Source organism: Sphingopyxis sp. (genome assembly GCF_036675685.1).
Lineage (GTDB): Bacteria > Pseudomonadota > Alphaproteobacteria > Sphingomonadales > Sphingomonadaceae > Sphingopyxis.
The window spans coordinates 1-19,053 of record NZ_JAKFEM010000052.1; the positions used below are offsets into that span (position 1 = coordinate 1).

Annotated in this window: 21 protein-coding genes and 1 pseudogene; 16 read left to right on the plus strand and 6 right to left on the minus strand. The window is 65.8% G+C overall.

Annotation, left to right across the window (positions count from 1 at the left end):
• From V6M50_RS18065 to pnp, 3 genes and pseudogenes are all read left to right on the plus strand, one after another.
• Positions 1-267: pseudogene (locus V6M50_RS18065) on the plus strand (tRNA pseudouridine(55) synthase TruB); the annotation flags it as partial.
• Between the two features lie 26 nt (positions 268-293).
• Entirely contained in the window at positions 294-563 is a 270-nt protein-coding gene (gene rpsO / locus V6M50_RS18070) for a 30S ribosomal protein S15 (RefSeq protein ID WP_332819971.1), read from the plus strand.
• Positions 564-868: 305 nt separating this feature from the next.
• Positions 869-3,196: a polyribonucleotide nucleotidyltransferase gene (gene pnp, locus V6M50_RS18075; RefSeq protein ID WP_332819972.1), complete on the plus strand. Its 2,328-nt coding sequence runs from the start codon at positions 869-871 to the stop codon at positions 3,194-3,196.
• An 88-nt stretch (positions 3,197-3,284) separates the two neighbouring features.
• Here pnp and V6M50_RS18080 read toward each other — a convergent pair whose 3' ends face one another.
• The 4 genes from V6M50_RS18080 to V6M50_RS18095 form a co-directional block, all read right to left on the minus strand.
• Complete coding sequence (locus tag V6M50_RS18080) at positions 3,285-3,554, minus strand: hypothetical protein (RefSeq protein WP_332819973.1); 270 nt, start codon at positions 3,552-3,554, stop codon at positions 3,285-3,287.
• Positions 3,555-3,693: 139 nt separating this feature from the next.
• A complete protein-coding gene (locus tag V6M50_RS18085) occupies positions 3,694-4,227 on the minus strand; it encodes an SRPBCC family protein (RefSeq protein ID WP_332819974.1) in 534 nt (177 codons plus the stop codon).
• A 2-nt stretch (positions 4,228-4,229) separates the two neighbouring features.
• Positions 4,230-4,607, minus strand: coding sequence for an ArsR/SmtB family transcription factor (locus V6M50_RS18090; RefSeq protein ID WP_332819975.1), 378 nt, complete (start codon positions 4,605-4,607; stop codon positions 4,230-4,232).
• Between the two features lie 69 nt (positions 4,608-4,676).
• Positions 4,677-5,357, minus strand: a complete 681-nt coding sequence (locus tag V6M50_RS18095; RefSeq protein ID WP_332819976.1) for a hypothetical protein — start codon at positions 5,355-5,357, stop codon at positions 4,677-4,679.
• Between the two features lie 133 nt (positions 5,358-5,490).
• Between V6M50_RS18095 and V6M50_RS18100 the strand changes: the two genes are divergently transcribed.
• The 13 genes from V6M50_RS18100 (at position 5,491) to phhA (ending at position 17,703) form a co-directional block, all read left to right on the plus strand.
• Positions 5,491-6,186, plus strand: coding sequence for a peptidylprolyl isomerase (locus V6M50_RS18100; protein ID WP_332819977.1), 696 nt, complete (start codon positions 5,491-5,493; stop codon positions 6,184-6,186).
• Between the two features lie 58 nt (positions 6,187-6,244).
• Positions 6,245-6,535, plus strand: a complete 291-nt coding sequence (locus V6M50_RS18105; protein WP_332819978.1) for a GIY-YIG nuclease family protein — start codon at positions 6,245-6,247, stop codon at positions 6,533-6,535.
• Positions 6,536-6,638: 103 nt separating this feature from the next.
• Positions 6,639-7,451, plus strand: a complete 813-nt coding sequence (locus V6M50_RS18110) for an outer membrane protein assembly factor BamD (RefSeq protein WP_332819979.1) — start codon at positions 6,639-6,641, stop codon at positions 7,449-7,451.
• Positions 7,452-7,494: 43 nt separating this feature from the next.
• Complete coding sequence (recN, locus tag V6M50_RS18115; RefSeq protein WP_332819980.1) at positions 7,495-9,162, plus strand: DNA repair protein RecN; 1,668 nt, start codon at positions 7,495-7,497, stop codon at positions 9,160-9,162.
• Positions 9,159-9,818 (plus strand): hypothetical protein, encoded by a 660-nt coding sequence (locus V6M50_RS18120; protein WP_332819981.1) that lies wholly within the window; start codon positions 9,159-9,161, stop codon positions 9,816-9,818. The genes recN and V6M50_RS18120 overlap by 4 nt, the downstream gene beginning before the upstream one ends.
• A gap of 3 nt (positions 9,819-9,821) precedes the next feature.
• On the plus strand, positions 9,822-10,508 hold the full coding sequence (locus tag V6M50_RS18125; protein ID WP_332819982.1) for a GNAT family N-acetyltransferase: 687 nt from the start codon (positions 9,822-9,824) through the stop codon (positions 10,506-10,508).
• Positions 10,505-10,903, plus strand: coding sequence for a putative quinol monooxygenase (locus tag V6M50_RS18130; protein WP_443030541.1), 399 nt, complete (start codon positions 10,505-10,507; stop codon positions 10,901-10,903). The genes V6M50_RS18125 and V6M50_RS18130 overlap by 4 nt, the downstream gene beginning before the upstream one ends.
• On the plus strand, positions 10,900-13,044 hold the full coding sequence (gene ligA, locus V6M50_RS18135; RefSeq protein WP_332819983.1) for an NAD-dependent DNA ligase LigA: 2,145 nt from the start codon (positions 10,900-10,902) through the stop codon (positions 13,042-13,044). The genes V6M50_RS18130 and ligA overlap by 4 nt, the downstream gene beginning before the upstream one ends.
• A gap of 162 nt (positions 13,045-13,206) precedes the next feature.
• Positions 13,207-14,376, plus strand: a complete 1,170-nt coding sequence (locus V6M50_RS18140; protein ID WP_332819984.1) for a sterol desaturase family protein — start codon at positions 13,207-13,209, stop codon at positions 14,374-14,376.
• 195 nt (positions 14,377-14,571) lie between these two features.
• On the plus strand, positions 14,572-15,336 hold the full coding sequence (gene modA, locus V6M50_RS18145) for a molybdate ABC transporter substrate-binding protein (protein ID WP_332819985.1): 765 nt from the start codon (positions 14,572-14,574) through the stop codon (positions 15,334-15,336).
• Positions 15,337-15,488: 152 nt separating this feature from the next.
• Positions 15,489-16,184 carry a molybdate ABC transporter permease subunit gene (gene modB, locus V6M50_RS18150; RefSeq protein WP_332819986.1) on the plus strand — a complete coding sequence of 232 codons (696 nt, stop codon included), beginning with the start codon at positions 15,489-15,491 and terminating at the stop codon, positions 16,182-16,184.
• On the plus strand, positions 16,174-16,794 hold the full coding sequence (locus V6M50_RS18155) for a molybdenum ABC transporter ATP-binding protein (protein WP_332819987.1): 621 nt from the start codon (positions 16,174-16,176) through the stop codon (positions 16,792-16,794). Before modB ends, V6M50_RS18155 begins: the two co-directional genes overlap by 11 nt.
• 39 nt (positions 16,795-16,833) lie before the next feature.
• Positions 16,834-17,703: a phenylalanine 4-monooxygenase gene (gene phhA / locus V6M50_RS18160; protein ID WP_332819988.1), complete on the plus strand. Its 870-nt coding sequence runs from the start codon at positions 16,834-16,836 to the stop codon at positions 17,701-17,703.
• Positions 17,704-17,741: 38 nt separating this feature from the next.
• On the opposite strand, the gene V6M50_RS18165 is transcribed toward phhA, so the two are convergent.
• Both V6M50_RS18165 and V6M50_RS18170 read right to left on the minus strand, forming a co-directional pair.
• On the minus strand, positions 17,742-18,713 hold the full coding sequence (locus V6M50_RS18165) for a 50S ribosomal protein L11 methyltransferase (protein ID WP_332819989.1): 972 nt from the start codon (positions 18,711-18,713) through the stop codon (positions 17,742-17,744).
• Between the two features lie 3 nt (positions 18,714-18,716).
• Positions 18,717-19,053: SDR family NAD(P)-dependent oxidoreductase (locus V6M50_RS18170; RefSeq protein ID WP_332819990.1), on the minus strand; the 337-nt coding region annotated here is incomplete at its 5' end.

The following is a 19,053-nucleotide window of genomic DNA, read 5'->3' on the forward strand; positions in this document are numbered from 1 at the left end:
CAGGCGATTTCGCTGGACAAATTGAACGCATTCGGCCAAGGCGCCGCCCAATCAGAAGTATTTCTGCCGCTTGAGGCAGGGCTGGTCGACATCCCGGCTCTGAACCTTTCCCCGGAAGCGGCAGGGGCGATCCGTCAGGGTCGTGTCTGGACCGGGGGTAGCACGGATGACGGGCTCTATTGGGGGAGGGACAGCGATATGCGTCCCGTTGCCCTGATCGAGGCTTTGGCGGGAACGCTGAAGGTCGTCCGAGGCTTCAATCTGTAAACAAGGATGTTCGAGGAAGAACGAATATGTCGATTACCGCCGAGCGCAAAGCCGAAGTCATCAAGGACAATGCCCGCGAAAAGGGTGATACCGGTTCGCCGGAAGTCCAGGTCGCGATCCTGACCGACCGCATCAACACGCTGACCGATCACTTCAAGGCGCACCACAAGGACAACCACAGCCGCCGCGGCCTTCTGATGATGGTCAACAAGCGCCGCAGCCTCCTCGACTATCTGAAGAAGAAGGACGAGGCCCGCTATTCGGCGCTGATCGCGAAGCTGGGTCTTCGCAAATAAGAATTTCTGGCGGCCCCGGACTTCCGGGGCCGTTTGCTTACCCAAGCCTCCGTTTGTCCTGAGGAGGGACTGAGCGAAGGCGAAGGCCCGTCTCGAAGGACGCTGGCGCAGACATCCTTCGAGACGCCATTTCGACAAGCTCAATGGCTCCTCAGGACGAGCGGGTGTTGAGTTTGACAAAGGGCCGCTCCCGCATCCGGCGGGACCGCCATAGGGGCAGACAGACGCCCTACACCGCCCCGGGCCGGATTGCCCGGAACTAGAGGCCCCGCCCGGCATTGGGCCCGGCGGGCGAAGGAAATCCCATGTTTGACGTGAAAAAAGTATCGATCGAGTGGGGCGGTGAAACGCTGACCCTCGAAACGGGCAAGGTTGCCCGCCAAGCCGACGGCGCGGTCATCGCGACGCTCGGCGAAACGGTGGTATTGGCCGCCGTGACCGCTGCCAAGACGGTCAAGGAAGGGCAGGATTTCTTCCCGCTCACCGTCCATTATCAGGAAAAATATTCGGCCGCCGGACGCATTCCGGGCGGCTTCTTCAAGCGCGAACGCGGCGCGACCGAAAAGGAAACTTTGGTTTCGCGTTTGACCGATCGTCCGATCCGTCCGCTGTTCCCCGAAGGTTTCTACAACGAAATCAACGTCATTGCCCAGGTCCTGAGCTATGACGGCCACAACGAGCCCGACATTCTCGCGATGATCGCCGCGTCTGCAGCTCTCACGATTTCGGGCGTGCCCTTCATGGGCCCGATCGGCGCTGCGCGCGTTGGTTACTTGGGCGGCGAATATATCCTGAACCCGACCGATGCGCAGGTTGCCGAAGGCGACCTCGACCTCGTCGTCGCCGCCACCTACGACGCGGTGATGATGGTCGAATCCGAAGCCAATGAGCTGTCGGAAGAGGTCATGCTCGGCGCCGTCCTGTTCGCGCACGATGCGTGTAAGGACATCGTCAAGGCGATCGTGAAGCTGGCCGAACAGGCTGCCAAGGATCCCTGGGACATGGCCGAACAGGCCGACCTGTCGGCCGCCAAGGACAAGCTCAAGAAGCTGATCGGCAAGGACATTGCCGCGGCTTACAAGCTGACCGACAAATCGGCCCGCTCGAACGCGCTGAACGAAGCGCGCGCCAAGGCCAAGGAAGCCTTCGCCGACGCCGCGCCGCAGGACCAGATGGCCGCCGGCAAGCTGATGAAGAAGCTCGAAGCGGAAATCGTTCGCGGCGCCATCCTCAAGGACGGCAAGCGCATCGACGGACGCACGACGACGCAGATTCGTCCGATCGTCGCCGAAACGCACTTCCTGCCCCGCGCCCACGGCTCGGCGCTGTTCACGCGCGGCGAGACGCAGACGATCGCGACCTGCACCTTGGGCACCAAGGACAGCGAGCAGATGATCGACGGCCTGACCGGCCTGTCGTATCAGAACTTCATGCTGCACTATAACTTCCCGCCCTATTCGGTCGGCGAAGTCGGCCGTTTCGGGGCGCCCAGCCGCCGCGACATCGGCCATGGCAAGCTGGCATGGCGTGCGCTGCACGCGGTGCTGCCGACGAAGGACGAGTTCCCCTACACGATCCGCATCACCAGCGACATCACCGAGTCGAACGGCTCGTCGTCGATGGCGTCGGTCTGCGGCGGCAGCCTTGCGATGATGGACGCCGGCGTTCCGCTCAAGCGCCCGGTTTCGGGCATCGCGATGGGCCTGATCCTCGAAGGCAAGGATTTCGCGATCCTGTCGGACATCCTCGGTGACGAAGATCACCTCGGCGACATGGACTTCAAGGTGGCGGGCACGTCCGAAGGCATCACCACGATGCAAATGGACATCAAGATCGCGGGCATCACGCGCGAGATCTTCGAAGCCGCGTTGAACCAGGCAAAGGAAGGCCGCGCGCACATCCTCGGCGAAATGGCCAAGGCGCTGGGCGAAGCCCGTACCGAACTGTCGGACTATGCGCCGCGCATCGAAACGATGCAGATCGACAAGGCGAAGATCCGCGACATCATCGGCACCGGCGGCAAGGTGATCCGCGAGATCGTCGCGACCACCGGCGCCAAGGTCGACATCGACGACGAAGGTCTGATCAAGATTTCGTCGAGCGATCCGGCGCAGATCGAAGCCGCGCGCAAGTGGATTTCGGGCATCGTCGAAGAAGCCGAAGTCGGCAAAATCTATGACGGCAAGGTCGTCAACCTCGTCGATTTCGGTGCGTTCGTGAATTTCATGGGCGGCAAGGACGGTCTCGTCCATGTGTCTGAAATCGCCAACGAGCGCGTCGAGAAGGTGTCGGACGTCCTCGCCGAAGGCCAGGAAGTCAAGGTCAAGGTCCTCGAGATCGACCCGCGCGGCAAGGTTCGCCTGTCGATGCGCGTCGTCAACCAGGAAACCGGTGAAGAACTGGAAGACACGCGCCCGCCGCGCGAACCCCGCGAACCGCGCGGCGACCGTGGCCCGCGCCGTGACGGCGACCGTGGCCCCCGCGGCGACGGTGGCGGCCGTGATCGCGGCCCGCGCCGCGACGGCGGCGGCGATCGTGGCCCGCGCCGCGAAGGCGGCGACCGCGGCCCGCGCCGCGAACGCAACGAAGGTCCGGAAGACCAAGGCCATGTGCCCGACTTCCTGAAGGACTAAGTCTTCGGAGTATCGAATAAGGAAAGGGGCCGCGAAAGCGGCCCCTTTTTTCTGCGGTGTTCGATCCACTACCGGATTGCGCGAGCGACTATTTCGCGCCTTGACTGGCCTTTGTATCGATCTCTTTGGCCATCCGGCGCCATTCTGCCATCGAACGGCATTCGGTACGTCCCGTCGCCTTGCGAACAAGGCAGCGCCGGTCATCCTTCAGGTAAAGGGGGTTCTGGTTGTGTCCGCTCCCCGAGTTTAAAAGATAGGCTGGAAAGCTGGCCGATCCCGTGCTTTCACTGCGTTGCTGCGCCCCGGCGGGCGCGGAAACCAAAGTCAGCATTATGACTGTGATACCGGTCTTGAGCATGGTGTAACTCCCATCGCCGAACCTGCGCACGACTTCCGCGCTCGTGCCTTGTCATGGATGCCGACGCTGACGCGAAGAGAGACGATTGTCAAATCCGCCTTCGCTCGCGCAGCCCCCTTTCGTTCGGGTATCGGCAGGATCAGTCGAACAGGCGCTCGGCATAAACGCCGCGCAGCTGCGCAAAATTATCCCAGTGCGGCACCGGCGTCGTGCCGCGCAGCTTGGCTTCGAGCACGTCGATATGACTGTGCCAGCCCGCGCTGACGTTGAGGAGCACCGCTGGATCCTCGACGCGCTTGTGGACGATCGTCAGCAGCACCTCGTGGCCCTTTTCCTGAAGCGTGAAGGTCACGCCGCCGGTGCTTCCCCAGCTGATCGACAGCAGGCGCGGCGCGTCGATCGCGATGACTTCGCACGTCATCCGGTGTTCGTCGCCAAAGCCTTCGGGGCGTGTGCCCGGCGGGTCGGTGAGTTCGTCGTTGCGCCAGACGAGATCGACCGGCGCGCCGGCCTTTTCCTCCATCGCGCCCGCCGCAAGCCACTGGCGGCGCAGCTCGCCGTCGGTGAGGTACGACCAGATGCGGTCGACCGGGCCGGGGAGCAGGCGCTCGATCTTCAGCGTCGCGGGCTCGGTCAGGACGCCATAATTGTCTTCGGCAAGCATCGCATTCATCGTCATTCTCCTTCTTTCCCGGGGAGGGGCTTCTTGGGGGGAGGGGGCGGGGCATCCTGCGCGCGCAGGATGCGTTCGAGGGTGCCCAGCCGGTCGGTCCAGAAGCGGCGGTACATGCCGATCCACTGGTCGGCGCTCATCAGCGGCACCGGGTCGAGGCTGCAGACATGGGTGCGCCCGCGCACGTCGCGGCGGACCATCCCGGCGTTTTCGAGCACCTTGATATGCTTCGACGCCGCGGCGAGCGACATTGCGAAAGGCTCTGCCAGTTCGCCGACCGTCCGTTCGCCGGCGGCGAGCTCGCCCAGCATCGCCCGGCGCGTCGCGTCGCCGAGCGCGTGGAAGATCGTATCGAGTGTATGCGAATCATGTTCAACCATGAGGTTGAATATTGATCGGCTGGATTTAATTGTCAACCGATTGGTTGAATTATTCGCGCAAGCGGTGGTCTACGGCGCCCCCGCGATCCGGTTTCGCGCATCCTCGCTGTAAAGCGACCAGTCGGCGGGGCATTGCTTCACGGGCTTGGGAAGCCCCTGCATGCCTTCGATGATCCAGCAGTCGTTGAAGATCGAACAATAGCAGGATCGGACCTTGAGCTTCCACCGCTCCTTGTTGAAGGCCTGCCAGATCGCTTCATTGCCGGGCGTTCGGGGCAGGTTGATGAGGTTCTGCGTTTCGCCCGGCCGGATCGCGACACCGGTCGATGGTGAGGTCGAATAGGACAGCGATGTTCCCCGCTGGTCGCCGCAGCAGACGGCGAACAATTCGGTCGGGTTCGCGAGCGCCTTGCCGTCGTAACGCATCTCTATGGGCCCGAGGATCGCCGGGCCGACGCCATTGTTGGTCAGCGACAGCGAAATATCGGGCTTGCCATCTTTGGTGGCATTGCTGGTGCCGAAGGTGACAAAAGGCATCGCCCCGCCGGTCTGCATCTTCTGCGTAGCATCGGCCTGCACAAACGCGAAATAGGCAAGCGCGAGCGACGCGATCAGCGCGGGCAGCCCGATGACGAAATGCGCGATGGTGATGAAGGGCAGGTAACGCAGGAACCGCGAGCCCACCGCCGCGGCGTCCGACGCTGGGGCGACCGTTTCGGCTGCGGCTTCGCGATCCGGATTCTCGCTCATCGGCCGACTTTCCCCTTCCTCGAGTCGCGTCGCCGCTTGGCGCGGCGGCTGACAGCGTATAGCCTCGGTCGTACCGATTTGTCCGATACAGAGTGAGTCCATGATTTTACAGACGCTGATCCTCTCGTTTGCCATGACCGCCCAGTCCGCACCCGCCGTCGTTCCACCTCCGCCGCGCCCGGTCCCGGTCATCAGGCCGATGATGGCACCGCCGCCGCCACCGCCGCCGCTGCCGGTCCCGCCAAGGCCCGAGGCACCCGATACACGGCCTTACGTCGCACTGGTCACCGACCTTGGTACGATCACCGTCCGGCTCGAGAATAAGCGCGCGCCGGTCACGAGCGCGAATTTCCTGCGCTATGTCGACGCGAAGCGGATGGACGGGTTCAAATTCTATCGCTCGACGAAGAGCTGGGGGCCGGCGAACCAGCTGGTGCAGGCGGGCAATCGCGGCGATGCGCGCAAGAATTTCCCGCCGATCGCACACGAGGCGACGACCACCACGGGCCTCACCAGCTGCAAGGGGGCGCTGTCGATGGCGCGGCTCAATCCCGGCGATGCGACGACCGATTTCTTCATGCTCTTGTCCGACATCAAGGGCTTCGATGCCGATGCGCCGGGCGGCGACGGCGTGGGTTTTGCGGTGTTCGGCGAACTGGTCGCGGGCGCCGACATCGCCGAGCAAATCTTCAACGCCCCGATCTCCCCGACCGCGGGCGAGGGCGTGATGGTCGGCCAGATGCTGGAGCCGCCGGTGACGATCAAGACCGCGCGCCGCGTACCGGCGCCGGCGGACGCGCCGAAAGGGTGTGTGGTAAAGGGCCATTGAGAATCCGCCCTTTTTTCGTCACCCCCGCGAAGGCGGGGGTCCCGCTTAAACGCCGCCGATGAAAGGCGGCTACGTCTACATCATGGCCGACCGCTACCGCGGTACGATTTACATCGGCGTAACGGCGCATATTGCCGCCCGGACAATGCAGCACCGAACAGGCGGCGGCTCCGACTTCTGTAAGCGCTACGGACTCGATCGCCTTGTCTACGCCGAACGCCATGAAGACATCCACGACGCCATCGCCCGCGAAAAGGCGATGAAGAAGTGGAATCGCGAATGGAAGATTCGGCTGATCGAGGAACAGAATCCCGACTGGCTGGACCTGTTCGACACCCTCAACGCTTGAAAGCGGGACCCCCGCCTTCGCGAGGGTGACGAAGGGGTAAAAGACCACGACCAGTGACCATCATTTATTTTGCGTTCATCCGCGCTGTGGCTATACCGCGCGCATGACTCACCGTTTCCCCCCGCGCGCGCCCTCCTCCCGTGCATCGCTGCGCCTGCTCGCCGCCGCACTCGTGATCACCCCCATGCTGGCGGCCTGTGCCGGCGGCGGCGCGGTCAAGAAGGACACGCGCTACGTCGCGCGCGACGTCAACACGCTGTATCGCGCGGCGCAGGACCGGCTCGATCGCGGCCAGTATGGCGTCGCCGCCGCGCTGTTCGACGAGGTCGAGCGTCAGCATCCCTATTCGCCCTGGGCGCGCCGGGCGCAGCTGATGAGCAGCTTTTCCTATTATATGGACCGCGAATACACCCCGGCGATCGAAGCCGCGCAGCGTTTCCTCGCGATCCATCCGGGCAACAAGGACGCGCCCTACGCCTATTATCTGATCGGGCTCAGCTATTATGAGCAGATCAGCGACGTCACGCGCGACCAGAAGATCACCCAGCAGGCATCGAGTGCGCTGGGCGAGGTGATCCGCCGTTATCCGGACAGCCGCTATGCCTCCGACGCGCGGCTCAAGATCGACCTCGTGCAGGACCATCTGGCGGGCAAGGAAATGGAAATCGGCCGTTTCTACCAGCGCAGCTCGAACTGGCTCGCCGCGTCGATCCGCTTCCGCGAGGTCGTCGACAAATATCAGACCACCAGCCATGCGCCCGAGGCGCTCTATCGCCTGACCGAATGCTATCTCTCGCTGGGCATCCCCGCCGAGGCGAAGAAATCGGCGGCGGTGCTGGGCGCCAACTATCCGGGCAATGAATGGTACGAGCGCGCTTACAAGCTGATGCAGAAGAACGCGCCAAGCGCCTTATAAGCGGAGCGTGGATTCGCGCTTTGTTCTGCGGTAAGGACGCTTTGTGCTGACCGCTTTGTCCATCGCCAATATCGTCCTGATCGAACGGCTCGACCTCGATTTCGAATCGGGGCTCGGCGTGCTGACGGGCGAGACAGGGGCGGGCAAGTCGATCCTGCTCGATGCGCTGGGCCTTGCGCTAGGCGCGCGTGCTGACAGTGCGCTCGTACGCCAGGGCACCGACAAGGCGCAGGTAACCGCGAGTTTTGTTCCGCCAGCACCCGGCACGCCGCTCGCCGCGCTACTCGCCGATAATGAGGTCGCGATCGAGGTCGGCGAGCCGCTGCTGATCCGCCGCACGCTGAAGGCCGACGGCGGCAGCCGCGCCTTCCTCAACGACCAGCCCTGTTCGGCGGCGCTGCTGCGTGAGGTCGGGGGGCATCTCGTCGAAATTCACGGCCAGCACGACGATCGCGGCCTGCTCGCGCCCGCGGGGCACCGCGCGCTGCTCGACGCCTATGCGCGCGCCGACACGGCGGCGGTGGCATCGGCGCATGCCGCGTGGCGCGCCGCCGAGACTCGGCTCGCCGCCGCGCGCGATGCCCTCACAGAGGCAACGCGCGACCGCGAATGGCTGGAGCATTGCGTCGCTGAACTGCAGGCGCTGGATCCGCAGCCTGGCGAGGAAGTCGAACTCGCCGAGGCGCGCGCCGCGATGCAGAAGGGTGAGAAGATCGCCGGCGACCTCGGTACGATCCTCGAGGCGTTCGAGGGCAGCGAGAGCGGCCCCGCGCAGCTCCGCGGCGCCGCCCGCCGGCTCGACCGGCTCGCGGGCGACCATCCTTTGCTCGCCGAAGCGCTCGCGGGTCTCGACCGCGCGATCATCGAAGCCGACGAGGCCGAGACGAAGCTGCACGAAGCCGCGCGCGCCATGGAGTACGACCCCGACCGGCTCGAGGCGACCGAGACGCGATTGTTCGAACTCCGCGCGATGGGGCGCAAACACAATGTCCAGCCCGACGAACTCGCCGAACTCACCGGCACCCTCGCCGCGCGGCTCGATGCGATCGAGGGCGGCAGCGCGGGGCTCGCGAAGCTTGAAGCCGCCGTCGCCGAAACCGCCGCCGCCTACACCCACGCTGCCACCGCGCTGTCGGACTTGCGCGCGAAGGCAGCGACCCGGCTCGACGCCGCGGTCGCGGGCGAGCTGGTGCCATTGAAGCTCGATGCCGCGCGCTTCCAGACCCGCGTCGAACGGCTCTCCGCCGAACGCTGGGGACCCGAGGGCATGGACCGCGTCGAATATCTCATCTCGACCAACCCGGGCGCCCCCTTTGCGCCGCTCGCCAAGATCGCGTCGGGCGGCGAGCTCTCGCGCTTCATCCTCGCACTGAAAGTGGCGCTCGCCGAAGAGGGCGGCGCCGACACGATCATCTTCGACGAAATCGATCGCGGTGTCGGCGGGGCGGTGGCCAGCGCGATCGGCGAGCGGCTCGCCAGGCTTGCGGGCGCGGGCAAGCAATTGCTTGCGGTGACGCACAGCCCGCAGGTCGCCGCGAAGGGCGCGGCGCATTTCGTCATCGCCAAGTCGAGCGAAGGCGTCGTGACGCGCACCAGCGTCCACGCGCTCGACGAAGCCGGCCGCCGCGAGGAAATCGCGCGCATGCTGTCGGGCGCCGAGGTGACCGCGGAGGCACGCGCGCAGGCCGAACGATTGCTGGAGACGCTATGACCGACCGGGCGCAAACCTATCGCGATCAGGGCTATCTCGCGCTGCCCGGCTTCGTCCCGACCGATGTGACGCATGCCTTCCTCGCGACGCTCAAGTCCGACCTCATCCGCGGCGGCGTGTCGTTCGATGCGCTGAAACGCGGGTCGGCGCTGCTCAAGACCGAGGCGGTCGAGGTTTACGGCATGCAATATCCGCCGATGGCGACCTTCCTGTGGGGGATGACTCCGGCGATCAGCGCCCTCGTCGGCCACGACCTTCGCCCGACCTATTGCTATTTCCGCATGTACCGCGCGGGCGACATCTGCCGCGTTCATTCGGACCGCTACGCCTGCGAACATAGCCTGTCGCTGCTGCTCGCCGCCAGCGACGGCAAGGCGTGGCCGCTCGAGGTCGGATCGCAGCATGTCGAAACCCCGCGCGAGCGGGCAGACGAGGATTTCGGGGGCGAGTCCCATGGTTCGGTGCCGATGCTGCCCGGCGACGCCGTGCTCTATCAGGGCGTCCATCGCCTGCACGGGCGGATGATGCCCAATCCCAATCGCTGGTCGGCGCATCTGTTTCTGCACTGGGTCGACCCGGCGGGCCCCTATGCCGCACAGGCGTTCGAGGGGATGAAGATCCCGGCGACCGAAACGCTCGCGATGGAACGGGCCTGAGCGATGGCGGCGGCGCATCCGCTCGACCGCCCGGTCTGGAGCATGCTGACCGGACGGCAGGCGCATCTGGCCGAGGGCGATGCCCGCGCGGTGCGGATCGATCGTGGCTATGGCGTCTTCGGTGTCGCCGCCTACACTAGCCCCGATGCGCTTGCTGCGCTTGCTGCGCTTGTCCCCGATGACGGCGAAATCTGGATTGTCGAAGGCGAGCCTTGGCCCGTGCCCGCCGGAACACGCGAGGTGAAGCGCGCGGTGCTCGCGCAGATGGTCGCCGAGGGCTCACCGCCGCCGCCGCGCGAAGGCGAGCCGGCAATCCTCCCGCTCGGCGAAGACGACGCGCCCGAGATGGCCGCGCTCGCCGATCATGCCAAGCCCGGTCCCTGGGGGCCGAAGACGCATCGCTATGGGCCCTTTTTCGGGATCCGTGAAAACGGCCGGCTGCTGGCAATGGCGGGGCAACGCATGCTCATGCCAGGCATGGCCGAGGTGAGCGGCGTGTCGACGTGGGAGGATTGCCGCGGCCGCGGTTATGCGCGCGCGCTGATCGGCCATGTCATGCGCGAAATGGCCCTGCGCGGCGAGCAGCCGTTCCTGCACAGCTACGCCGACAATGCCGGTGCGATCGCGCTTTACGAATCGCTCGGCTTTCGCATCCGCCGCGAGGTGCATGTGCTGGCGATCGCCAAATGATGAACCGCCGCGACCATATGGCTGCGCTGATCGCGACGGCTGCTGCGCTGCTCCCCGCCACGAAACTGCGCGCCCTGGAGGCCAAGATGGAAGAAGCCGACCCCCAATATGGCCTGCTCGGCCAGATGACGGCGCATCCCGGCCAGCGCGCCGCGCTCGTCGCGATCCTGTCCGAAGGCACGGGTCAGATGCCCGGCAACATCGCCTATCTGATCGGCGAGGACAGCGCGAACCCCGATGCGATCTGGATCGTCGAACTGTGGGACAGCAAGGAATCGCATGCCGCCTCGCTGAAGCTGCCCGCCGTGCAAGAAGCGATCAAGAAGGGGCGCCCGCTGATCGCAGGATTTGGTACTCGCGCCGAATTCAAGCCGGTGGCAAAGACCGGTGCATGACCGAAATCGAATCCCTGTCCGAGGCCGACGCCGCCAATGAACTGATGCGGCTGGCAAAGCAGATCGCCTATCACAGCAAACGCTATCATGCCGAGGATGCGCCCGAGATTTCGGACGCCGACTATGACGCGCTGGTCCGCCGCAACAACGAATTCGAAGCCGCTTTCCCGCAGCTGATCCGCGCCGACAGCCCGAACAAGCTGGTCGGCGCCGCGGTCGAGGCGTCGCCGCTCGCTAAGGTCGCCCATGCCCAGCGGATGATGAGTCTCGACAACGCCTTTGCAGCCGAAGATGTCGAGGAATTCGCTGCGCGCGTGCGGCGTTTCCTGAACCTTGGCGAGGGCGAGAGCGTTGCGCTGACCGCCGAGGACAAGATCGATGGTCTCTCCTGCTCGCTGCGTTACGAAAAGGGCAGGCTCGTCCAGGCGGCGACGCGCGGCGACGGCAGCGTCGGCGAAGATGTGACCGCGAACGTACGCCACATCGCCGACATTCCGCAGCAGTTGAAGGGCGACGCCCCCGATGTCTTCGAGATCCGCGGCGAAGTCTATATGGCGAAGGCCGATTTCGCTGCGCTCAACGCGCGGCTGCTTGCCGAGGCCGACGACCCTGAAAAAGCGCGCCAGTTCGCCAATCCGCGCAACGCCGCCGCCGGCTCGCTGCGCCAGAAGGATGCGAGCGTTACCGCGTCGCGTCCGCTCCGCTTTCTTGCACATGGCTGGGGCGAAGTGAGCGCGCTTCCCGCCGAAACGCAGTATGATGCGATGAAGGTAATCGAAAGCTGGGGCGTCCCGGTTTCGCCGCTCCTCAAACGCTACGACAGCGTCGCTGAAATTCTTGCCCATTATGCCGCAATCGAGCGCCAGCGCGCCGAACTACCCTACGACATCGACGGTGTGGTCTACAAGGTCGACCGGCTCGACTGGCAGGCGCGCCTGGGCTTCGTCGCCAAGGCGCCGCGCTGGGCCATCGCGCATAAATTCCCTGCCGAACGCGCGCAGACGACATTGGAAGCCATCGACATCCAGGTCGGCCGCACCGGCAAGCTGACCCCCGTCGGCCGCCTCGTCCCCGTCACCGTCGGCGGGGTCGTCGTCTCGAACGTCACCCTCCACAACCGCGACGAGATCGGCCGCCTCTGCGTCCGTCCCGGCGACCGCGTCGTCATCCAGCGCGCGGGCGACGTGATCCCGCAGGTCGTTGAAAACCTCACCCGCGACGAAGAGCGCGCGCCCTATGTGTTCCCCGACCATTGCCCCGTCTGCAACAGCGAGGCGGTGGCAGAGGAGGGCGAGGTCGACGTGCGCTGCACCGGCGGCCTCATCTGCAATGCGCAGAAATTCGAGCGCCTCCGCCATTTCGTCAGCCGCGGGGCGCTCGACGTCGAGGGACTGGGTGAAAAGAGCATCGCCGAATTCCTCGACCTCGGCTGGCTCGAAAAGGGGCCCGCCGACATCTTCCGCCTGAAAAGCCACCGCGCCGAGCTACTCGACCGCGAAGGCTGGAAGGAAAAGTCGGTCGACAATCTCTTTGCCGCGATCGAGGCGAAGCGCCAGCCCGACGCGGCGCGCCTGCTGTTCGGGCTCGGCATCCGCCACGTCGGCGCGGTCACCGCGCGCGACTTGCTCAAGGGGCTGGGCGACATCGCGCGGCTTCCCGAAAAGGCGGCCGAAATCCACGTCTATCTGGAAGAAAATCCGCAGGGCGAGGGCGAATCCGATGGCAAATATACGGCCCGAAAGGTCGACGCCTTCAAATCGATCCTCGAAGTCCGCGCCGACGGCATCGGCCCCGCGGTCGCCGAAGCGCTCGGCGATTTCTTCCACGAACCGCACAACCGCGACCTGTGGGACGATCTGCTCTCCGAAGTTTCGCCGCCGCTCTATGTCGTCGAAACGCGCGAGAGCGAGGTGTCGGGCATGACGGTCGTCTTCACCGGCAAGCTAGAGACGATGAGCCGCGACGAAGCGAAAGCGCAGGCCGAAGCGCTCGGAGCCAAGGCGGCGGGCAGCGTGAGCGCGAAGACCCACCTCGTCGTCGCGGGGCCGGGCGCGGGGTCGAAGCTCAAACAGGCGAGCGCGCTTGGGATCAAGGTGATCGACGAAGCCGAATGGGCTGCGATCGTCGCCGCGGCGGGGTAGGCAATATCTCCACCCTCGTCACCCCGGACTTGATCCGGGGCCCGCCTGATCTTGAAGGAAAAGGCGGGTGCCGGGTCAAGCCCGGCATGACGAAGATTAGAATGAAGTAAAGCCGTGCGCGCCATCACAGACGGCGCGGCGAAAATGCTGCGAGGGGGGCACATGGCAAAGCGTGATTATCTGGACAGCCTGATGCGCGATCTCGAATCGCACACCGAGGTGCGGCGATTCGGCAGCGGCTGGCTTTCGGGCTTCTTCGGACTCCTGTTCGCGATCGCGGGTTTCTTCATGGTGATCGCGCTGCGCTTCCCCGACTGGTTCGCGACGCCCGAACTCGAAATCATCAAGCATTGGGGCGGCTTTCGCGGGGTCGTCCATGCGACGTTGCTGATCAGCTACGGCCTCTCCCTACTCAGCCTGCTGCTTCGCCCGCGCAAGGCGCTCGGGCTCACTGCGCTGATGATCGGGCTCGCCGCGATCCTCGTCGGCGGATCGAACGTCCAGCCGCAGGAGACGCGCGACTGGGGCATTTTCTTCGGGCTCGACTTCTTCGTCGTGAACCTGCTCGTCACCGGCTTCATGTTCGCGCCCTTGGAACGCGCCTTCCCGCATCGCCGGACGCAGCGGCTGTTCCGCATCGAATGGCGCGAGGATCTTTTCTATTATCTCGTCAGCACGATGTTCGTGCAGGTGCTCGGCTTCCTCGCGCTCGCGCCCTCGACGATCATCAACGAGAATACGAGCAATTGGGAGGCGTTCCGCGCCGGGGTCGCCTCGCTGCCGTGGCTGGTGCAGTTCGCCATCGTGCTCGTCGCGTCGGACATGGCGCAATATTGGTTCCACCGCACCTTCCACCGCTACCCCTTCCTCTGGGGTTTCCACGCGGTGCACCACAGCGCGAAGTCGATGGACTGGCTCGCGGGGTCGCGGATGCACTTCGTCGAGATCATCCTGCTCCGTTCGATCACTTCGCTGCCGCTGTTCACGCTCGGTTTCGCGCCGTCGGTGATGCAGGCCTATATCGGCTTCGTTTACGTCTGGTCGTCGCTGCTCCACGCCAATGTCGGGGGCAATTTCAACCGGCTCGGCCACTGGATCGCGACCCCGCGCTTCCACCACTGGCACCATGGGCTGGAGCGCGAGGCGTTCGACGTTAATTTCGCGATCCATTTTCCGTGGATCGACAAGATGTTCGGCACCTTTCACCTGCCGAAGGACCGCTGGCCCGAAAATTACGGCATCCCCGAGGATGTGCCGCGAAGCTATTGGGGCCAGTTCCTCTACCCCTGGACGCGCACGGGCAAAAAGACCGACGAGACGCCTGCGGAATAATCCTCGTCATTGCGAGCCCTTCGACTGCCTTGCAGGCGCTCAGGATAAACTTCCGCTTTGCGGAAGCGAAGCAATCCAGAGTAGGGTTGCGCCGCTCTGGATTGCCGCGCCGTTTCGGCCAGGGTTTGCGCGCGATTTTGACGGCGGCGAGCGGGACGGCTTTCCCTGCCGTCCCGCTCGCCTTATGGTCGCGCGATGACCCGCACCCTGTACCAGCTCATCGTGCTGATCGCGCTGCTCCTCGCCCCCACGGCGATGGCGCAGGAACGCGGCCCGGTGGTGCTCGCGGCGGCCAGCCTGCAGGAATCGCTGACCGAAGCGGCCAATGCGTGGGCGGAAAAGGGGCACGCCAAGCCCGTCATCTCCTTCGCCGCCTCGTCGGCGCTCGCGCGGCAGGCCATCGCGGGCGCGCCCGCCGACCTGTTCCTCTCGGCCGACGAGGAATGGATGGACGTGGTGGCGAAGGCGGGGCTGCTGCGTCCGGGCACACGCATAACGCTGCCCGGCAACCGGCTGGTGCTGATCGCGCCGGCGGCGAGCAAGGTGCGGCTGACCCCGGCGCGCGGCTTTCCGCTGGCGCGCGCGCTTGGTGCCGGGCGCCTGGCGCTCGCCGATCCCGATGCGGTGCCCGCGGGCAAATATGCCAAGGCGGCGCTCACACAGCTCGGCGTATGGCGCGGCGTTGCGACAAAAGTCGCTCCCGCCGAAAACGTCCGCGCCGCGATGGCGCTCGTCGAACGCGGCGCCGCGCCGCTCGGCATCGTCTATGCGACCGACGCGCGCGCGTCGAAAGCCGTTCGTGTCGTCGGCACATTTCCGGCGTCCAGCCATCCGCCGATCCGCTATCCGGTCGCGGTCTTGAAGGCGTCGCGGCACAAGGATGCGGCGGGCTTCCGCGCCTTTCTGCTGTCGAAGCAGGGTCGCGCGATCTTCGCGCGCCATGGTTTCTCGGTGCCTTAACGAATGAAAAATCTCGTCATTGCGAGCGAAGCGAAGCAATCCAGAGCGGCGCAACCCTACTCTGGATTGCTTCGCTTCCGCAAAGCGGAAGTTTATCCTGAGCGCCTGCAAGGCAGTCGAAGGGCTCGCAATGACGGATGTGGGGGCTTCTGATGCTCTCACCCGAAGAGTGGGGGATCGTCGCGCTGTCGCTGAAGGTCGGCGGCGTCGCGGTGCTCGTGACGCTGCCCATCGCCTTTGCGCTCGCCTGGATGCTGGCGCGCCACCGCTTTCCGGGCCGGGTCCTGCTCGACGCGCTCGTCCACCTGCCGCTCGTCCTGCCCCCCGTCGTCACCGGCTGGCTGCTCCTCATCGCTTTCGGCCCGTTCGGCCCCGTCGGGCGCTGGCTCGAAAGCTGGTTCGGGGTGAGTTTGATGTTCCGCTGGACCGGCGCGGCGCTCGCCGCCGCGATCATGGCGCTGCCGCTGATGGTGCGCGCGATGCGGCTGTCGATCGAGGGCATCGACCGGCGGTTCGAGGGCGCGGCGCGCACGCTCGGCGCGAGCCCGTGGCACAGCTTCTGGACGATCAGCCTGCCGCTCGCGCTGCCCGGCGTCCTCGCCGCACTCGTCCTCGGTTTCGCGCGTTCGATCGGCGAGTTCGGCGCGACGATCACTTTTGTCTCGAACATTCCGGGCGAGACGCGCACGCTGCCGCTCGCCATTTATTCGGCGCTGCAGGTGCCCGGCGGCGAAGCGATGGTGACGCGGCTTGCGTTGCTCTCGGTCGCCTTGTCGCTGGGCGCGCTGGTCCTGTCCGAATGGCTGGTGCGCCGGACCCACGGGGGGAGGGCGCCGCATGGCGATTGACATCGACATCGAACGGCGGCTCGGCGACCGCACGATCGCGGTGCGCTTTATCGCCGGACCGGGGCTGACCGCGCTGTTCGGCCCGTCGGGCGTCGGCAAGACGAGCATCCTGGCCATGGTCGCCGGATTGCTGAAGCCCGATCGCGGCCATATCCGCATCGGCAACCGGACCCTGTTCGATGGCGCCGTCGACCTGCCGCCCGAGGCGCGGCGGATCGGTTATATCTTTCAGGACGGCCGGCTGTTCCCGCATCGCCGCGTCCGCGCGAACCTGCTTTACGGCCATGACCTGGCCGACCCCGCCGACCGCTGGATGACCCTCGACGAAGCCGTCGCCTTTCTCGGCATCGGCCATCTGCTCGACCGCTGGCCGCACACGCTGTCGGGGGGCGAGGCGCAGCGGGTGGCGATCGGCCGCGCACTGCTTCGCGGCCCCGATTGCCTGCTGATGGACGAGCCCTTGTCGTCGCTCGACGCCGCGCGGCGCGGCGATATCATGACGGTGATCGAACGGATTCGCGACGAGCTTAAGCTGCCGATCCTCTATGTCAGCCACGACCGTGCCGAGGTCGACCGGCTGGCGACCGAAGTGGTGACTCTCGACGGGTAAAGTTTCACTTGAAACCAATTTTATGCTAGGCTCTCGCCCATGAAGAATCCCGCCACCCACGTCCATGACACCCCCCCGCCCGGCGCCGCGGTCGACTGGACGATTCAGCAAAATTGGGACGCGTTCACCGCCGACGAGCATGCGATGTGGGACACGCTTTTCGCGCGCCAGTCGGAAATGCTTCCCGGCCGCGCTTCGGAGGCATTCCTGCGCGGGATCGACGTGCTGCGTCTCGAAAAGCCGGGGATTCCCGATTATCGCGAACTCAACGCGCGCCTGACCGACGCGACGGGGTGGCAAGTTGTCGCGGTGCCGGGGCTCGTCCCCGACGAGGTCTTCTTCGACCATCTCGCGAACCGCCGCTTCCCGGCGGGCAATTTCATCCGCACCCCGCAACAGCTCGACTACCTCCAGGAACCCGACGTCTTCCACGACGTCTTCGGCCATGTCCCGATGCTCGCCGACCCGGTGTTCGCCGATTACATGGTCGCCTATGGCGAGGGTGGGCTGCGTAGCCTGAAATTCGATGCGCTGAAACAGCTCGCGCGGCTTTACTGGTACACGGTCGAATTCGGCCTGATCCGCGAGGCGGGCGGCCTGCGCATCTACGGCGCCGGGATCGTGTCCTCCTATGCCGAAAGCATCTTCGCGCTCGAGTCGGACAGCCCGAACCGCATCGGCTTCGACCTCGCGCGCGTGATGCGTACCGATTACCGGATCGACGATTTCCAGCAGAATTATTTCGTCATCGACAGCCTCGACCAGCTGCTGGATATGACGGTGAACACCGATTTCGCCCCGCTCTATGCCGCCAATGCCGCACTGCCGCCGATTCCGATCGCCGACTTCCTGCCGGAGGACGAGGTGATCACGCGCGGCACGCAGGATTATGCCGCGGTGAAAGCCTAGCGACTATCCCCTCCCGCAAGCGGGAGGGGGACCAAGTTTCACCAGCTCCCGAAACTCGCGTCCGACGGGCTCGCGCGGTGCAGCGCGCGTTCCTTGCGGCGCCAGCCATAGCGGCGGCGCTTGACCAGCAGCAGGCACGGCCACTCGGCGCTGCCGCCGCGCCCCGCGAGCCGAAAGCCCTGCGCGCGATAGGCGGCAAGCACCGGCTCCATCTGGCGCGCGATCAATCCCGCGAGGATCGCGTGGCCGCCGGGCGCGGTCGCGGCGGCGATGTCGGGGGCGAGGGTGATCAGCGGCCCGGCAAGGATATTCGCGATGACGAGATCGTAAGGCGCGCGGTGGCGGATCGCGGGATGGTCGGTGCCCGGCGCGACCGCGAGCGCGAGCCGCCCGCAGCCGCGGCCGAGCGGCACGCTGTTGATGCCCGCATTGTCACGCGTCACGAAAATGCTCGCGGGGTCGATGTCCGACGCGATCGCGCTCGCGCGCGGCCACAGCGACAGCGCGGCAAAGGCGAGGAGCCCGGTGCCGGTGCCGATGTCGGCGATATTGCGCGGGGCTGCGCCAGCGCGTGCGAGCCGGTCGAGCATCGCGAGGCAGCCCGCGGTCGTGTCGTGCCCGCCGGTGCCGAACGCCTGACTCGCGTCGATCAGGAACGGCGTCGCGCCCGCGGGGACGCGGCCCGAATAGCTGCTCGTATGGACGAAGAAGCGGCCCGCCTGCACGGGCTCCAGCCCCTGCTGGCTCAGCGTCACCCAATCCTCTTCGGGCAGCTCCGCCACGGCCGGCTTCTTGCCCTTGGCGCTCGGGATCAGCGCCTGCAGGATTTTCAGCAGCTCGGGCGGCGGCTTGTCGTCGACATAGGCGTCGAGCTGCCACGCGTCCGCATCCTCGTCGATCTCGCGCGTCACCACCACCGGCGGCTGGGCGAGCGCGTCGAGTGCGGGCACCTCGCCCGAGAGCGCCTCGGCCTCGGCGCGGGTGCAGGGGAGCGAGACGATCCAGCTCATGGCTTAGCGGACATAGCTCGCGCCATTGACGTCGAGCACCGCGCCGGTCATCGCCGCGGGCGCATCGAGCGCGCACCAGCGCGCCATTTCGCCCACCTCATCGGGCATCGCGACGCGGCCGAGCGGGATCTCGGCGAGCAATTTCTCCCCGCCGCGGCTCGACAGATATTCCTCCGCCATGCCTGTCATCGTGAAGCCGGGGCAGATTGCAAAGGCAAGGATGCCGTCCTTGGCATAGGCGCGCGCGATCGTCTTGGTCATCGCGACCATGCCCGATTTCGACGCGGCATAATGCCAGTGCGCGGGGCTGTCGCCGCGATAGGCGGCGCGGCTCGCGATA

Bases quoted from the DNA above. Each gene is read 5' to 3' on its own strand.
- rpsO (WP_332819971.1), top strand. From the start codon at position 294: ATGTCGATTACCGCCGAGCGCAAAGCCGAAGTCATCAAGGACAATGCC.
- pnp (WP_332819972.1), top strand. From the start codon at position 869: ATGTTTGACGTGAAAAAAGTATCGATCGAGTGGGGCGGTGAAACGCTG.
- V6M50_RS18080 (WP_332819973.1), bottom strand. From the start codon at position 3,554: ATGCTCAAGACCGGTATCACAGTCATAATGCTGACTTTGGTTTCCGCG.
- V6M50_RS18085 (WP_332819974.1), bottom strand. From the start codon at position 4,227: ATGAATGCGATGCTTGCCGAAGACAATTATGGCGTCCTGACCGAGCCC.
- V6M50_RS18090 (WP_332819975.1), bottom strand. From the start codon at position 4,607: ATGGTTGAACATGATTCGCATACACTCGATACGATCTTCCACGCGCTC.
- V6M50_RS18095 (WP_332819976.1), bottom strand. From the start codon at position 5,357: ATGAGCGAGAATCCGGATCGCGAAGCCGCAGCCGAAACGGTCGCCCCA.
- V6M50_RS18100 (WP_332819977.1), top strand. From the start codon at position 5,491: ATGACCGCCCAGTCCGCACCCGCCGTCGTTCCACCTCCGCCGCGCCCG.
- V6M50_RS18105 (WP_332819978.1), top strand. From the start codon at position 6,245: ATGAAAGGCGGCTACGTCTACATCATGGCCGACCGCTACCGCGGTACG.
- V6M50_RS18110 (WP_332819979.1), top strand. From the start codon at position 6,639: ATGACTCACCGTTTCCCCCCGCGCGCGCCCTCCTCCCGTGCATCGCTG.
- V6M50_RS18120 (WP_332819981.1), top strand. From the start codon at position 9,159: ATGACCGACCGGGCGCAAACCTATCGCGATCAGGGCTATCTCGCGCTG.
- V6M50_RS18125 (WP_332819982.1), top strand. From the start codon at position 9,822: ATGGCGGCGGCGCATCCGCTCGACCGCCCGGTCTGGAGCATGCTGACC.
- V6M50_RS18130 (WP_443030541.1), top strand. From the start codon at position 10,505: ATGATGAACCGCCGCGACCATATGGCTGCGCTGATCGCGACGGCTGCT.
- ligA (WP_332819983.1), top strand. From the start codon at position 10,900: ATGACCGAAATCGAATCCCTGTCCGAGGCCGACGCCGCCAATGAACTG.
- V6M50_RS18140 (WP_332819984.1), top strand. From the start codon at position 13,207: ATGGCAAAGCGTGATTATCTGGACAGCCTGATGCGCGATCTCGAATCG.
- modA (WP_332819985.1), top strand. From the start codon at position 14,572: ATGACCCGCACCCTGTACCAGCTCATCGTGCTGATCGCGCTGCTCCTC.
- modB (WP_332819986.1), top strand. From the start codon at position 15,489: ATGCTCTCACCCGAAGAGTGGGGGATCGTCGCGCTGTCGCTGAAGGTC.
- V6M50_RS18155 (WP_332819987.1), top strand. From the start codon at position 16,174: ATGGCGATTGACATCGACATCGAACGGCGGCTCGGCGACCGCACGATC.
- phhA (WP_332819988.1), top strand. From the start codon at position 16,834: ATGAAGAATCCCGCCACCCACGTCCATGACACCCCCCCGCCCGGCGCC.
- V6M50_RS18165 (WP_332819989.1), bottom strand. From the start codon at position 18,713: ATGAGCTGGATCGTCTCGCTCCCCTGCACCCGCGCCGAGGCCGAGGCG.